We start from the raw sequence: 15,793 nt of genomic DNA, 5'->3' as shown, positions 1-15,793 counted from the left end.
TCGAAGCTTAACAAACGCCTCTTAAGGCTAGCTTAGGCTCGAGGCAGCTGGAGCTGTTAGTCGCAAGATGCACAGGGGACGCAGGAATGCGATGATCCGTTTTCCTCCGTCCCCGAGGGATCCCCGAGGGATCATTTTTTAGTACTTGAAGAAGCCCTCGCCCGAGCTTTCGCCCAGCTTGCCTTCGTCGAGCATCTGCTTGAGGACGGATGCCATGGCCTTAAAGTTGTAGGGCATCATCATCTTTTTGAGCAGCGGGCTCACCAGACCCGGAACCTTTTGGTACTGCATGACGATGTTGTACGCCGTCTGGATGCCCACGGTGTCGAATACGCGGAACGGACCCTTGGGGGCGCCGGTGCCACGCGTCCATGCGAGGTCGATGCTCTTGGGATCGCTCACGCCCGAGACATACAAGTCGAGGCCCGAAAGCAGCCATGGCACCAGCATGGAATTGAGCAGGTAGCCGTTCTTTTCCTTGTTGACGGGCAGGGCAAGCATGCGAATGTCGTTGGCGAAGTCGACGAGCTCGTCGAAGTAGCGCTTGTCGGTTTGGCCCTGCGCCATGACCTCGGTCATGTTGTTCTTCCAGATGGAGTTGGCAAAGTGCAGCGACAGGTACTTCTCGGGGCGACCAGTGTACTTGGCAAAGGTGCTCGGCAGCAGCGTAGAGGAGTTCGTCACGACGACGGTCTTTTGCGGGAGAACCGGGGCGAGCTTTTTGTAGAAGTCGATCTTTGCCTGGGTGTCCTCGGCCATAGACTCGATGACCAGGTCGGCATCGGCTACGGCCTTGGCAAGATCGAGCTCCAGCTTGAGCGTGGAGTAGGCACGCTCGACGGCGGCGAGTGCCGCCTCCTTGTCGAAGGGCTGGCCGCTATCGGCGATACCGGCGCACCACTCGCCTGTGCCATCCGCCATGCCCTCGATTGCCGCGATGTACTCCTCGCGCACATGATCGATCTTGGGCTGGGTGCGGCCGATGCTGCCCTCGCTGCGCAGCCAAATCGTCACATCAAAGCCGCAGTAGGCAGCCTGAAAGGCAATCTGGCTTCCCAACACGCCGCCACCGGCAACACAAACGGTCTTGTAGCTCATGGAACGGTCCTCTCTTACGTAATTCCATAGATGTGTATTTATTCAACCGTAAGGATGACGCGCGATGGGGGTGGGTTCTATAAACGGACGGTATTTTGCCGCGAACGGCTACACCTGTTCATTATCTCAGGGTTTCGAGGGCGATTTTTTGTGCCACCGAGACGTCGTTTGCGGAAGTATGCGGCAAATTCCGGAACCCTTGAGCACACCCCGGTTTTCCGCCAATAAAACCACAGGTACAGGGCTTGGATATATCCGGTGTGCTCGGCCTATTCAGATTTTGCCGCATACTTCTGAAATCTGAGTTCGCAAAGGGCGATAGTCAGGGCGTTTGCGCAACATATGTCCAGCAAAAACGGGTGGTAGCCGGTACGGCTACCACCCGCTTGTCTCATATCCAGCCCATAGCAGACCGTCTACTTCTTAATGCCGCGTCCCAGACGCTTGGCGACCGACGCCACGACGTCCTCGCTGGCCGGTCCGCAGCTCGCGCAGCCGTCATGAGCACGCATCTGGCCGGTGACCTCGTCCATCGCGAGCGGCGCCACCTTCTCGAGCTTAAAGCCCTTGCCGGCGCGCATGTTTTCCTTGGCCACGCTGATCATGAGCTTAATGCGGTTGAGCTGGTTGACCTCAGATGCACCGGGGTCGTAGTCCACCGCAACGATGTTGCTCTCGGGATGCTGACGGCGCAGCTCCTTGATCACGGCCTTGCCCACCACGTGATTGGGCAGGCACGCGAAGGGCTGCGTGCAGATGATGTTGGGCGCGCCATGGTCGATTAGGTCGAGCATCTCGGCCGTGAGCAGCCAGCCCTCGCCCATGTTGTTGCACACCGAAAGCACCGTGCGGGCCTTGTCGGCCATGGTGCCGATGCGCTCGGGCGCCTCAAAGCGGCGGGACTTTTCGAGCATCTCTTCCACCGGCGTGCGCATCCAGTCCACCAGCTTAATGAGCGCCTGCATACCAGCGCGCGTAGTGGCAGAGCTTCCCAACTCGTCCTTCTGCAACTCAGCGTTGCTCATGGAGTACAGGAAGAAGTCGAGCAGGCCCGGTACTACGGCCTCGCAGCCCTCACGCTCGATGACATCGACCACGTGGTTGTTGGCCGTAGGGTGGAACTTGACCAGGATCTCGCCGACCACGCCCACGCGCGGCTTGGTGCCCTCGCCCACGAGCGGCATGGTATCGAACGCGTGGATGGCCTCGCGGCACAGCTTGGTGTAGTTGTGGCGGTTGAACTTGGGCGCCAACTTGCGGGCGCGCGCCATATACTCCTCGTAGAGCGCGTTGGCAGCACCGGGCGTGGCCTCGTACGGACGGCAGCGGTAGAGCATCTGCATCATCACGTCGCCAAAGAGCACCGCGTACACGGCCTGCTTAAGCAGCGCCGGCGTAATCTTAAAGCCGGGGTTATCCTCGCCGAGCGCCACGGCCGAAAGCGAGATCACCGGAATCTCGGGGTGGCCGCTCTCGCGCAGGGCCTTGCGGATGAGCGCGATGTAGTTGGTGGCACGGCAACCGCCGCCGGTCTGGCTGATGACCACGGCCGTCTTGGACAGGTCGTACCGACCGCTCTCGATGGCCTCCATGATCTGGCCCGTCACCAGAATCGACGGATAGCAGATGTCGTTGTTCACATAGCGCAGGCCGGCCTCGACGGCGTCGTGGTCGGTCGAGGGCAGCAGCTCCAGGTTGTAGCCGGCACCGCGGAACACCTCTTTGACCAGGTCAAAGTGAATCGGCGCCATCTGCGGGCACAGGATGGTATAGCCCTCGTCGCGCATCTGCTCTGTAAAGGGCACCTTTGGCCACGCGGTCGAAGCACTCTCGCGCTGCGCCTCGAACGTGTACTTACGGCTCGCGAACGCGGGGGCATCCGTGGAAGGCGCCACCGGCGCAGCGTCGCCCTGCTCGTAGGCCTCGCCCGCGGCCGTGGCCACGGCCAGGCGCTCGGCCTCCTGGTCCTTGAGCGCCGCCATGAGCGAACGGATGCGGATGCGCGCGGCGCCCAGATTGGACACCTCGTCAATCTTGAGCACGGTGTAGATCTTGCCGCTGGCCTCCAGGATTTCCTGCACCTGATCGGTAGTCAGGGCGTCGAGACCGCAGCCGAAGGAGTTGAGCTGGATCAGGTCCAGATCGTTGCGCATCGTCACAAAACGGGCGACGGCGTACAGGCGGCTGTGGTACATCCACTGGTCGACGACGCGGATCGGGCGCTCGGGCTTCACGAGATGCGCGAGCGAATCCTCGGTAAAGACCGCAAAGCCAAAGCTCGAGATAAGCTCGGGTAGGGCATGGTTGATCTCGGGGTCGTTATGGTAGGGACGGCCGGCGAGCACAATGCCGTGGCCGCCGTGGTCCTCGACCCACTTAAGAGCCTCCTCGCCCATGGTCTGGATGTCCTCGTGGAAACGCGCATCGGCCTCAAAGGCAGCGTTGACGGCGGCATCGACCTCGGAGCGCGTGATTTTAGGACCGCGCACGTGACCGCGACCGGCCTCAGCATCGGCCACACGGTCGACGGCGAGCACCTGGTACAGGCGGCGCTTGAGCTCGGTCTTGTCGTGATAGGGCACAAACGGGTACAGGAACTCGATGTTCTGCTCGCGAATCTCGTCGATATTGAGCGCCAGCGCCGTGGGGTAGCTCATGACGATGGGGCAGTTGTAGCAGTTGCCGGCGGTCGGGTCCTCTTTGCGCTCCCAGCGCACGCACGGCATCCAGATAAAGTCGACATCGCGGTCGATGAGGTTCATCACGTGGCCGTGGCTCATCTTGGCCGGATAGCATACGCTCTCGGACGGCATGGACTCGATGCCCGCCTGGTAAGTCTTTTTGCTCGACTGGTCGGACAGCTGCACGCTAAAGCCCAGGCGCGTAAAGAACGCGTGCCAGAAGGGGTAGTTCTCGTACATGTTGAGCGCGCGCGGGATGCCGACGGTGCCGCGCGGGGCCTCGTCGGGGCTCAGCACCTCGCGGTTAAAGAGCAGCTCATTTTTCTTTTTGAAGAGGTTGGGAGCCTCGGTCTTTTGTTTTTTGTGGCCGGCACCCTTCTCGCAGCGGTTACCGGTAATGAAGCGCCTACCGCCGCCAAAGTCGTTGACGGTAAGCTGGCAGTTGTTGGAGCAACGGCCGCAGCGGACATGCTTTTGCGTCACGGTGAGGTGCGCGATATCCTCAGCCGAAAGGATGGTCGAGGTGCCGTCGGCGCCGGCGCGATCGCGGGCGAGCAGGGCCGCACCGTAGGCGCCCATGCAGCCGGCGATGTCGGGACGCACGGCGTGAACGCCGGTAAGCTGCTCAAACGCGCGCAGCGTGGCATCGGACATAAAGGTGCCGCCCTGAACGATTACCTGGCTGCCGATCTCCTTGGGATCGCGCAGCTTAATGACCTTGAACAGGGCATTCTTGATGACGGAATAGGACAGGCCGGCCGCGATGTCGCCCACCGTGGCGCCTTCCTTTTGCGCCTGCTTGACGCGCGAGTTCATAAAGACCGTGCAGCGGCTGCCCAGGTCGACGGGGGCCTTGGCATGGATGGCGGCATCGGCGAACGCGCGCACGTCCATGTTCATAGAGACGGCGAAGCTCTCGATAAAGCTACCGCAGCCCGACGAACAGGCCTCGTTGAGCATGATGTGCTCGATAACGCCGTCCTTGACGCGCAGGCACTTCATGTCCTGGCCGCCGATGTCCAGAATGAACTCGACGCCGGGCAGGAATGCTTTGGCGCCGCGCAAGTGCGCAACGGTCTCGATCTCGCCGGAATCGGCTTTGAGGGCCTCGATGAGCAGCGCCTCGCCGTAGCCCGTGGTGGTCACGTGGCCGATGGTGCAGCCGGCGGGGATATGGTTGTAGAAATCGGCCATGATGACCTTGGCCGTGCCCAGGATGTCGCCGTTGTTGTTGCCGTACCAGGTGTGCAACAGCTGGCCGTCCTCGCCCACGAGCGCGGCCTTCATGGTGGTGGAGCCGGCGTCGATGCCAATGAACACGCGGCCGGTGTAGCCTTCGAGCTTGCCCTTGGGGACGACTTCCTGGTCGTGGCGGGTTTTGAACTCGGCAAAGTCCTCGTCGGTGGCAAAGAGCGGATCCAGGCGCTCGACCTCGGCACCCTGTGTGTCGCCCAGGGCATCGATGGCCTCGATGAGCTGCGGGAACGTGCTGAGCTTATTGGACTCGTGCGCCATGGCGGCGCCGCTCGCCACAAACAGGTGGGCGTTTTGGGGCACGATACGGTGCTCCTCGTCCAGGTTGAGCGTGAGATAGAAGCGGTGGCGCAGCTCGGAGAGGTACTGCAGCGGGCCGCCCAGGAAGGCGACGTTGCCGCGGATGGGACGGCCGCACGCCAGGCCCGAGATAGTCTGGGTCACGACGGCCTGGAAGATGGAAGCGGCGACGTCCTCGGGGCGGGCACCCTCGTTGAGCAGCGGCTGCACGTCAGTCTTGGCAAAGACGCCGCAGCGGCTGGCGATGGGATAGATGGTGGTGGCGTTGGCCGCGAGCTCGTTGAGGCCGCTCGCGTCGGTGTGCAGCAGGGTCGCCATCTGGTCGATGAACGCGCCCGTACCGCCGGCGCAGGTACCGTTCATGCGCTGCTCGATGCCGTTGTCGAAGTAGATGATCTTGGCGTCCTCGCCGCCCAGCTCGATGGCGACGTCGGTGGCCGGGATGAGGGTCTCGACGGCACGCTTACTGGCGATGACTTCCTGGACAAACTCCAAGTCGAGCCACTGGGACAGCAGCAGGCCGCCCGAGCCGGTGATGGCGCAGGTCATCTGGGCCGTCGGCAGCACCGTCGCGGCGCCCTCGAACAGGTCGCGGGCGCAAGCGCGGACGTCGGTGTGGTGACGCTGGTACTTGGCGTAGACGATCTGGTTGTCGTCATTGAGCACGGCGAGCTTAACGGTGGTGGAGCCCACGTCGATACCCAGGTGCAGGTTGCCGCGAGCGTTCTCGGGGTTGAAGATCGCGCCTTCGGGGGCGTGGACGGCGGTGGCGGCTACGGGCTCAGCGGCGGGGGCGGGCTCGCTAGCGACGGACGCCTCCCCTGCCGCGTTCTTGGCATCGGCAACTGCCTCGGCAACTTTCTCGGCAGCCGCGGTCGCGGCCTTCTGCGCGGCGTCCACCACGGTGGGCGCGGCCTCGCGTGCGGCGGCGATCATGCGGTCCTTGATGCCCTCGACGAGTTTGCTCATCTGTCTCTCCTCTTAGTTGTTGGACTCGACGGTTGCAGCGGTGTCAGCCGCATCCTCGAGCTGCAAGTTCAATAGCTTCATGCCGTATTCCGGCACGTTGATATCGATGGGTTGGCCATACAGGTCACCAGGGCGCACAAAAGCGAGCACCGTCATAATGCGCGCCATGGCCTCGGGCGATTCGGTGAGCCCACGCTCAAACCAGCGCTGAATCATGCCGACCTCGGCACTCACGACGTAGGTAACGTAGTAGTCAAAGAACGTGCCCAGCGCCAGGCCCAAAATGCCCGTCTGTGCACGCGGCACTACGGCCTCACGCGCGGTGTCGATAATCCTTTTAATAAAGGCCTGGTCGCCGCCCGGACCCAGCAGCGCACCGATTAAGTCGCGGTTGGCCGCAAGATAACGCAGCAGCTCAACCGAACCGGGCGCCGGCTCGAGCTCATCGATGTTGTGATAGAGATCGGGCAGCTGAGCTGCGGTGATGAGCTCAATGCGCTCACGAATCTCGGCCAGCAAGCCGTCCTCGATTTGATTGATAAAGTCGGGGATATCGCGGTAGTGCGAATAGAACGTGCGGCGCGTAAGGCCGGCACGCTCGGTGAGCGACGCGACGTTAACGCGCGAAAGGTCACCGCTTTCGGCAAGCTCGCTGGCAAGCGCCTGGCGAAGGGCACGCTGCGAGCGAAGGGACCGGCGATCGCATTTCTCGAGCTGGGACAAGCGTCCTCCCTGTTACTCAGCCTGTGCGCTATTGCACAGTGCGAGTATTATTGCACACCGTGTGCATCAACACGTAAAGGCGATATTTTAGATGTGACGAAGGGACAGTCCCTTTGTCACATCGAGCCGCCACTTGGTCCCGTTAATGGGACCAACAATAGCCGCACCCGTTGCATCATGCCGGTAACGATCAATAAGGAGGCCGACATGAACAATCAGGCAAGCGATGGCATCACCGATGCCGGCAAAGACCTCGTCCTCAGCTGCATCAAAAGCCAAGAGCTGCGAAACCACATGCGCAAATACTTATACTGGCCAGCGCCGATCATCGCCGGGTCGCTGAAGACGCTTGATGAAAAGCGCACCATGCTCGAGCAACTCCACAAAGAGGTTTCGCCGGAGCTGACCGAAGATATCGATTCGCATCTCGCCCAACTCAACTGCGCGCTCGACATGCTCAACAACGTCGAGCGCGACCGCGGAATCCTCCTACTGTACGTCATGCTCTACAACGAGGAGGAGCGCGACGTCGATGCCCTTGACGGCCCCTTCCCCACCGCATCCTGGGAAGCCGCGCAAACGCTCATGAAGCACTACATCGAAGAGTATCCTGACGACGACTGGTCCGAATCGTACTGGAAGATCAATCTCTACACCTCGGAAGACCTGCACGAGCACCAAACGGCGCAGCCCTCCCTGACGTTTGCGGCAACTAGGGACGGCGAGCTTATATTCCTCCGTGATCTGCGCAATCACCGCACTCGCAAATCGCATGTCGAAAGCGTCTGGCGAAACGATAGCAGGCGGTTCTGCACGAACAACGAGCCTATCTACACGCCGTGGGTACCGGGCGACATCCTCAAAATCGACGGTCGCCCCTTCGACCACGGACCCCGCTTTGCCATTGCGCTCGAAAATGACTACGAGCACACGCTCCGGGGGCAGATCTGGTGCGCAGGGCCCAGTAGAGATCATGGTGTTAAGGAGGGTTCGCTTTCATCCGGCACCTTCAGCGACAGCCTCTTGGACCCCTTCATCCCCTCTGCCCTCTACACCGCCGAGCGCTACACCGGCGACCTGCCGGACGACTGCGCCTTTATGATCGAACTTTCGCAGAAGCTGCACGATAACCCTGACTACGGCAAGCAGTGGTCCGAAGGCTCGGTCGGGCACGATTGCCTGCAGCCGCACCGCAAGCCTACCAGCCAAAGTGAGCTGGATATTCGTCCGGACATCTTTGAGTTTTTGGACTCGCGCAGCATTAAGGAGCATCTTCAACGAATCAACTACGAGCTCACCACGCCCGTAGCGGCTTTTATCATCAACCGCTCGCATAAAGCGACATTGCAGCAAAAGCTCGAAGGCTGGCAAAAGATCATCGACAATATGCCCAATTGCACCATGAGCCGCAAAAATGACACGGTCAACATCCCGGACTTTCATGCCTTTTTGCGCAATGTCATCAGGCAGGAGCAAAGAAAGCTCGCACACTTTAAAAGGACGGACGGCCAGAGTCTGTTTTTCTTTGAGGACTACTCGTGGGACCGACGCGACCGATGCGACCTTCTTTACGGCCCGTACAGCAGTTACCAAAAATGCTTCGATGCCATCTGGAGAGAATTCGAAGGCGACAGCCCAAAAGCGATCAAGATCACTCGCCGCCCCATCGACCCAGACGAAGACCACTATGCCGACGACATGGTCTTACTCAATGCGAGCGGCGAGGTGATGTCCTGCGACTACCGGTTCGAGGGCGAGTGGGACGAGGCGGGCACCGCGATCGATTTCGAGGACATGTGGTTTGATATCCCGACGCCTTTCCATGCCGGAGACATCGTCTGCAACCTCCAACGCCCCGACGAGCCGATGGTGCTGTTTGACCTGCAAACTTGGGGATCCGAACGAGTCGACAAAGAGCTTGCTTCCTCCGTCTACAAAGAGCGCCTCCTTCAAAAGGCCGACAAGCTATTGCGCTGGCATCGATATGACGGCGACACCAGTGACATGTACGCCTACGGCTGCCAAGTCTCATCCGCCTTGCATTTCCCCTTCTACATTGGGGAGCCTGAGGGCTTTCTTTTGGACATCGACTATTACCGCAAGCCGCTCAAGTCAGAGGAGCGAATCCTCTACGGCGTCAGGGCGTATGTCAGAGGTGACCTAGCGGTTGATTCGCTCGCCGCGATGGCCAGCGCATACGAGCTACAAGCACTGGCGGAGAAAAAGGCACGCGGCTTCGAGGATGCAGACAGCTGGCTCAAGGACCGCTACCCGGAGCTGTTCGATACGACGGCCGATCCCTTCTTAGAGGGAGGTTGCGCCAGTTACGCTTAGTTTTTGAAACGCCACTACCGATTGTCCAAAATGTCATTCGTGGGTAGAATAGTGTCGACGGCAGCCCAAGTTGTAGCTAGCTGGGCAGCGCCGTTGCTTGGATTAAGGGGTCAACGCCTTAGCGGCGGCGACCCCTTTTTCGTTGCATCGAACGTTGCTTGAGTGCCTCGGAAAGTCCGATGAGCGCCGTGAGGAGCGAGACCAAAGCGGTCAGGAGCTTCACGAAATTAATCAAATCGGCCATGGGCATCACCTCCCATCAAATGGAGGGCGCTGCCCGGCACATGGAACTGCCGCCAACGATACCGATTCTATCAAACCGCAGTTAGATATGCGAATGTTTGTTCGTGTTCAGCTTAGAAAAGCAGCCGTGCTATTCATCACAAGGGCAAGCATCATATTTTGAATGGCAATCCTTTCAACACGCAGCCACCCATGCACCAGTGGCGTTTCCAAAAATATGTTTGACGCGAGATTCATATCAGACCCGTTAATGGGACCACAAAGCACAACCTCTGATGGATGCTAACGGCAACGACCGAATTAGAGGTTGCTATGGACATCTTGGATTTCGTCGACTCCCAGGACATTCGGGAGCACCTGCGCAGTATCGACTTCCAGCCCAGCACCATCGAGGCCGCCTATCTGGTTTGGTTTTCGAAGACCACCACGCTCGAGCAGAAATGCGAAGCTTGGCAGGAGATCGCCCGAACCATGCCCAATTGTTCGCTGGAAGCAACCCATGCCGGTCTTGGAAGGCCGGCCATCCCCGATTTCCATGCTTTTTTGCGCTGGACAATCGATTACAACAAGCGGTGCGTCGATGCGTTTGCGAGTGGGACGGGCTACGTCTATCAGTATGAAGAGGAGATTGTGCCCGACGGACGACTTTGTGGGGCCTTCGGCGCGCCATTCAGCTGTTATGAGAAATGTGCCGAGGCGTTGCGCGGTGATGATGAACTGGCGAGCCGTCCAGAGACACGCGTACGCATCACCCGGTGTCCGCTCGATGCCGACAAAGAACATCGCCAGGAAGATTGGCTCATGGCAAACGGCAAAGGCGAGGCCCTTTCCGTTTATTGCCCTTCGGCCGGCCCCATTGAGAACGATTGGGAGATCGCATTCGAGTTCATCTGGGTCGATATCCCCACGCCGTTTCACACCGGCGACATCGTCTGGACGCCGCAAGGCAGTGCCCGTGAGCCGTTCACGTTGTTCAATCTGCCCACGTGGGACCGGACAAAGCTTGAGGCAGAGCTTCGGCAGGCAGACCGTTCTGACGAATGGCTTGATCATGCGCAGCAGCGCCTCGAGCACTATCGCCATGCAGGGGATATCAGCAACATGCGCGCCACTGGCTGCTCGATTACCTACAACGAGACGTTTCCCCTCTACATCGGCGAGCCAGACCCGCTTTACCTGAATCTAGAGTACTATCGCAAACCACTCGAAGACGAGCAGCGAATTTTAATCGCCGCCCAGGCCTACCTGCGCGGCGACCTGTATGTCGACTCACTCATCGCGTTTATCGACACCATAAGGATGGAGTGCAAGGCAAAACGCAACCTGGAAGAGCTACGTCTGGATCAGGCACCGCTCAAGGAAAAGTATCCGCAGCTATTTGAGTAGAGGCCGCCATGTCCGAATCTACGAGAAGCCACACCGGCAACCCGGAGACTATCGTGCACGAAGAAATAATCAACCTGATCGACTCTCCGGAGCTGCAAGAGCATTTGCTGCATAATCCGCAGCTACTGAGTGGCGACCATTACATGCAGATTGTCGGCGGAGCACCGGTTGAAATTACCCGCAAACGAGAGCTATTCGGCAGACTGGTTGCTGACGGGTGCAACTCGTCAGACGACACCCTCTACTGGCACTATCGGCAGATTTGCATCGACTATATCGATGGCTGTCTAGACGCGCTAAAGGCCGTCGACGGAAACAGAAAGGTGCTGCTTATTAGCGAAATTAGCTTTATCGGCAACGAAGTGGGATCCGCCATCACGCATGGCCCCTTCCCCGTGACATCCTGGCAGGCCGCCCTTACGGCAATGAAGGCATACGCAGACAAGTGGAGCGAAATGACAGACTTATCGTCCTCATACTGGATGATCGAGCTTTTCAACCTTGCCAACGACCCGAGCTGTTCATATCCATACGACGGCTTTCTACAGCCAGACTACACTTACTACGCAAACGCCTCCGGTGAAATCCAGTACATCTGCAGGGAAGAAGAGGGCGAATGTGGCGAGGTGCTCGACTGCATTGTGGGTGGAATCTTTGGCCCGTGGTTTAAGGGGGCATATGTCGACCTGCCCACGCCGTACAGAAAGGGCGACATTCTTGAGATCGACTGCCGGCCATGGGCGCCGGGACCTTGCTATTGCCTGGTAGCAAACTCGAAATTGGACTGTCTGTATCCCGATGGCGATGGGCAGATCAGATGTGGCTCAATCCCCTACGGCAGCTGCTTTGCCGGATGGGCACATACGAACCTGATGCTGTCACCCGTATTCAGAGCGAGAAAGGTAACGCAGCCCTTGCCAGAAGAATACGCGGCCTTGCAAGCGATCGGGTTGGACCGGATAGATGACTTGCTAGAAGCGTGCACCGACAACAAAGAGGAAGAGCCTATTTGGCTGGATATATATCGGCATCGTGCTCGTTAGCGAATGCCGCAGACAGAATTTCAAGGCAGCAGATGTTCCGAGAATTTAAAGAAGAAGGCTGCGTCAAAAAGGCGCAGCCTTGATAAGATCGTCTGGAACTGTTCGGATCCAAAGCTACAAGCTGCACGGAAGACTTTCCCAATCCTCTAGCAGCCCTTCTGCCTTTTTCTTGCGCCATTGATTTTTAAAGAAATACCAGACAAAGCGATCGAAGCTGCAGTAATCCAAATTATTACATTGGTCACCATCCAGGTGATGATGAATTACACAGCTTTGGCTATTTGGGCAGAGTATCCATGCATCTCTCCATCTATTGATGGATTCAAGAACCGCATCGTACAGATTGCGATAGTTCTCGTACCCATAGCCTTCACCTTTTTCAGAAGCCTCTTGAGCCGAGAGCTTCTTCCATGCGTCAATTAACTCATTTACTTTCTTGTACTGCTCTTTAAATGTAGTGCGCTCCGGTTTAAACCCGCATATTTTGCCAAGGGTGTCAGCTTCTATATATTCGCAAGCGTAATAAGGAAGAAATTCATGAACAACTGAATCGTAGATACAGTACTTGCCAGCTCCCTCACCTATTCTTCTGCACGCATGATGACAAAATTTGGTAGCGAAAGAAAAATTGTTCTTTTCGATTCTTTTTACGACAATGCCCGAATCATTCTTCCCCGCTGCTTCTTGCATCAGCGCGTTATTGACTGTTTCTTCGGCTGCGTGGGCAATTTTATAAACTAAGCCAGCTTCACCCGCTAAAATGGCGTTCTTGACAGCCCCGCCCGAATCGTCACCAAATTGAATCATGTCAATAATTGCCCGAGCCGTAAGTAAGGATCCGCCTGTCAGCTTTCTTTCGAGCTCCTTGTTCTCGCCCTTTTCGTTCGAATCAATTCCATCCAGACGTTCTCCGTTCGAAATCTTCAGTAGCTCAACGATCTGTTTCTGTGTTGGTTTCCCTGACGCGCTTTTCTTTTTGCTTCCGGATAGAGTTGGCAAGCTTGTTGAGTTATCCCTATTAATTCGATAGACCGCACGTCGGATATTCGTTTGCTGCGCCTCTCGAGAAGTCGAATCGAACATCCCTTCAAATATAAGTTTCATTTCTTCTTCATAGCTAGACTCTGTGACCTTGGCATACGCGACATCGTTGTCAAACAACATATTCAATAATGCTATGTTCTTATCTGTAAAGACTGGGAATCCATGCATATCGACATCGAACATCTGGTTCTGAATGATTGGAGAGAAATCCGCCGATAACTGAAGCACTCCCTTAACATCCATTAGCTTTTCTCTGTTAATTTCAACATTTTCCCAACTCATTGCAGCATTCCTTTCGATACTTCAGCATCTCAAACGTCCTACGATACAAGGCTAATTCGCCCGGCCTTCCCAACAGGCAACATTTAGACTAGCGGTGTGGTTTTGCAGGCAACAGGCCCCTGCGGATTAATAACTATGTGCTGAAACGCTTTTCACAGGCTTGGCTGCAGCAGGTCAAATTGGGCGCAAGGGGCTCTTCGGACATTGGACGCAACGGTTCAAAGCTGCAAGAGTTTTGCACGAACGCAATCATTGCCCTATCACCCTGTCCCTAGTCCAGATGGTCGCGGATCGCATCGATGGTTACGCCTCCTGCGTTGAATACAGTTTTCCATCCCCTAATAACAAAATGACCCCCGAGGCACACGTGTCTCGGGGCCAAACCGTCGCCGCATTGAGCTCCAACTGAGAACACGCCTATAAATGAGCTTTACGTCGTCTTTGTCGGCCTAATCCCCATGAAGTATGCAGACTAAAGCGTCTGCATTGCAGTGGGTCTCCGCGAACGTTTCGTCGTCTTCTCGGCCCTCCGCCGCGAAGCAACCCGCTAGGATGGCGGATGTTGGGCTGAGCATGTTGCGTAAGTCGCGCAGGGCAGCGTTTATCGGGCGGTTGTCGTCGAGTATTTCGAGTCCGTCGATTACGACCACGATGTTCTCTAGCACTGCTCTGTCCCACGTTTGATCGCCGAGCAACCAGCTCGTTAAAAGGTCCATGGTCATGTTGTCCTCGACAAAAATGCCTAGGTTTCGCTGTTTTAGGCGCATCGTTGCGCGGATTGTCTCAACCTGTTGTTCCTCAGGATCATCTGACACCTTGTCATCCATCTCAGCGCGAATAAGCCGGGCGATCGCGTCCTCTTCACGCTCCCAAATCGGCACGTAGAGCACGGCGCATTGCTCACTCAGGCGCAAGGCCGCATGCACCAGCGCGTTGGAAACGTCTTCATGCGCGCCGCCGATCACGCTGAGCTTGCCCAGCCCAACGCCGCCATCTAGGGCATCATCGACCGGTATACCGGTCTTCAACACTCGCGGGGCTTCAAGCACCGACGCCTCCACACCACGGTCGAGTCCAGAAACCACCCGATTGTGAAAACCACTGAGGTCAAAACCCTCATCATCACGCTCTCCACGATTCCCGCCGCACCGATTAGCGAACGGCGGCATCACGCCCGGGAAGCTCATCAGCTCGCCCATACTCACAGAACGGCCAATTCGGTCGTCCCTGGAGTCCATCTTTAGCGTCATCGCAATCCTCCTAACGCCTACCGCGCTTACCAGTAGCCTTAAAATTCCAAATCGGCTTGAGTCGGTGAATAACATCGACCGTCGGGTCCATGAGCCTCAGTACATCATCTGCAGGTTTATACGCTTCGGGAGATTCGTCGAGCGTCGTCTCACATGCGCTTGGACAGTAGACGCCGGCCTCGCGCATCTCGTCAACGAACACCTTGGTATCGAGCGTTTGGAACGCTTTGGTGCGGCTCATCGCGCGACCCGTCCCGTGCGGCGCCGAGCAGTTCCAGTCCTCGTTTCCCTTGCCGCGCGCAATAACGGCACCGTCGCGCATGTTGAACGGAATCAGCACCATCTCGCCCGCATGAGCGCTAATGGCGCCCTTGCGAATCATGCCGCCTTCCGAGATGTAGTTGTGCATGGTGGTAAAGCCGTCTCCGTCGAGTCGAATCCCCGTACGCTCAACAATCTGTGCGACAATCGCCTTGCGGTTCTGATTCGAGAAGCGCTGGCAGTTATGCATATCGACGAGATACTCGGCAGAAAGATCTCCCACGAGATACTTAAGCTCGTCGGGGATATCTGCCGTGCACGTCTTCTGCGCCAGCGCCTGATGGTGCTCCGCCGTCTGCTTGCCCATGTTGCGCGAGCCGGTGTGCACGACAAGGTATTGGCGCCCGTCCTCGTCCTCGTCGAGTTCAATGAAGTGGTTGCCACCGCCCAACGTACCCATAGAGCGCTCAACCTTGCGTTTATCCTGCAGCCAATCACGCGACTCCATGTCAAAGTCCGCGAGTACGCAGGCAGGATCGCGATGAAGGCTAAAGCCCGTAGGCACCGCGCGCTTCACATCGCGATTGAACTGAATGAGGTCGTCGCGCGCGATGGTTTCCGCAAGCGGCACACAGTACATCCCGCATCCGATGTCGACCCCCACCAGGTTGGGAATCACCTTGTCGCCCAAGTTTGCCGTAAAGCCAATCACGCAGCCCTTGCCCTTATGGGCATCGGGCATGATGCGGATCTTGGCGCCTTCAAACGCCGGGCAGCTGGAAATCTCCTCGATCTGCTCCTTGGTTGAATCCTCAAGATTCTCGGCAAAGACCTTGATGTCCGCCATCGCATTTCTCCTGTTCTGATCCTTGTAAACCGGAACCGGCCCCAAGCCAACAGAGCGCATGTCACACCAGCCAGCCAA

At 57.7% G+C, this 15,793-nt stretch carries 10 protein-coding genes; 3 read left to right on the top strand and 7 right to left on the bottom strand.

Annotated elements, in window-relative coordinates:
- Positions 1-138: 138 nt before the first annotated feature.
- The 3 genes from ACKUUJ_RS03330 to ACKUUJ_RS03320 all read right to left on the bottom strand — a co-directional run bounded on the left by ACKUUJ_RS03330 (position 139) and on the right by ACKUUJ_RS03320 (position 7,025).
- Positions 139-1,098, bottom strand: a complete 960-nt coding sequence (locus tag ACKUUJ_RS03330) for a 3-hydroxyacyl-CoA dehydrogenase (RefSeq protein ID WP_409064662.1) — start codon at positions 1,096-1,098, stop codon at positions 139-141.
- Between the two features lie 416 nt (positions 1,099-1,514).
- Entirely contained in the window at positions 1,515-6,302 is a 4,788-nt protein-coding gene (locus ACKUUJ_RS03325; protein ID WP_409064661.1) for an acyl-CoA dehydratase activase-related protein, read from the bottom strand.
- Between the two features lie 12 nt (positions 6,303-6,314).
- Positions 6,315-7,025, bottom strand: coding sequence for a TetR/AcrR family transcriptional regulator (locus ACKUUJ_RS03320; protein WP_409064660.1), 711 nt, complete (start codon positions 7,023-7,025; stop codon positions 6,315-6,317).
- A 207-nt stretch (positions 7,026-7,232) separates the two neighbouring features.
- Between ACKUUJ_RS03320 and ACKUUJ_RS03315 the strand changes: the two genes are divergently transcribed.
- On the top strand, positions 7,233-9,359 hold the full coding sequence (locus ACKUUJ_RS03315; protein ID WP_409064659.1) for a hypothetical protein: 2,127 nt from the start codon (positions 7,233-7,235) through the stop codon (positions 9,357-9,359).
- A 118-nt stretch (positions 9,360-9,477) separates the two neighbouring features.
- Here the strand turns inward: ACKUUJ_RS03315 and ACKUUJ_RS03310 are convergent, their stop codons facing one another.
- Positions 9,478-9,603: a hypothetical protein gene (locus tag ACKUUJ_RS03310; RefSeq protein ID WP_409064658.1), complete on the bottom strand. Its 126-nt coding sequence runs from the start codon at positions 9,601-9,603 to the stop codon at positions 9,478-9,480.
- A 311-nt stretch (positions 9,604-9,914) separates the two neighbouring features.
- Between ACKUUJ_RS03310 and ACKUUJ_RS03305 the strand changes: the two genes are divergently transcribed.
- Together ACKUUJ_RS03305 and ACKUUJ_RS03300 are read left to right on the top strand one after the other, a co-directional pair.
- Entirely contained in the window at positions 9,915-10,988 is a 1,074-nt protein-coding gene (locus ACKUUJ_RS03305; protein WP_409064657.1) for a hypothetical protein, read from the top strand.
- Positions 10,989-10,996: 8 nt separating this feature from the next.
- Positions 10,997-12,031: a hypothetical protein gene (locus ACKUUJ_RS03300; RefSeq protein ID WP_409064656.1), complete on the top strand. Its 1,035-nt coding sequence runs from the start codon at positions 10,997-10,999 to the stop codon at positions 12,029-12,031.
- Positions 12,032-12,145: 114 nt separating this feature from the next.
- Here the strand turns inward: ACKUUJ_RS03300 and ACKUUJ_RS03295 are convergent, their stop codons facing one another.
- The 3 genes from ACKUUJ_RS03295 to ACKUUJ_RS03285 form a co-directional block, all read right to left on the bottom strand.
- The gene (locus ACKUUJ_RS03295; RefSeq protein ID WP_409064655.1) at positions 12,146-13,357 is read right to left on the bottom strand and encodes a hypothetical protein; all 1,212 of its coding nucleotides are present in this window, start codon (positions 13,355-13,357) and stop codon (positions 12,146-12,148) included.
- A 449-nt stretch (positions 13,358-13,806) separates the two neighbouring features.
- Positions 13,807-14,607, bottom strand: coding sequence for a hypothetical protein (locus ACKUUJ_RS03290; RefSeq protein ID WP_409064654.1), 801 nt, complete (start codon positions 14,605-14,607; stop codon positions 13,807-13,809).
- Positions 14,608-14,617: 10 nt separating this feature from the next.
- Positions 14,618-15,715, bottom strand: a complete 1,098-nt coding sequence (locus tag ACKUUJ_RS03285; protein WP_409064653.1) for an RtcB family protein — start codon at positions 15,713-15,715, stop codon at positions 14,618-14,620.
- Between the last annotated feature and the right edge of the window lie 78 nt (positions 15,716-15,793).

Origin of the sequence: Collinsella sp. wc0583, assembly GCF_046116915.1 — a bacterium.
GTDB lineage: Bacteria > Actinomycetota > Coriobacteriia > Coriobacteriales > Coriobacteriaceae > Collinsella.
The sequence above is the reverse complement of the archived record's forward strand: the minus strand, read 5'-3'. Positions and strand labels throughout refer to the sequence as shown.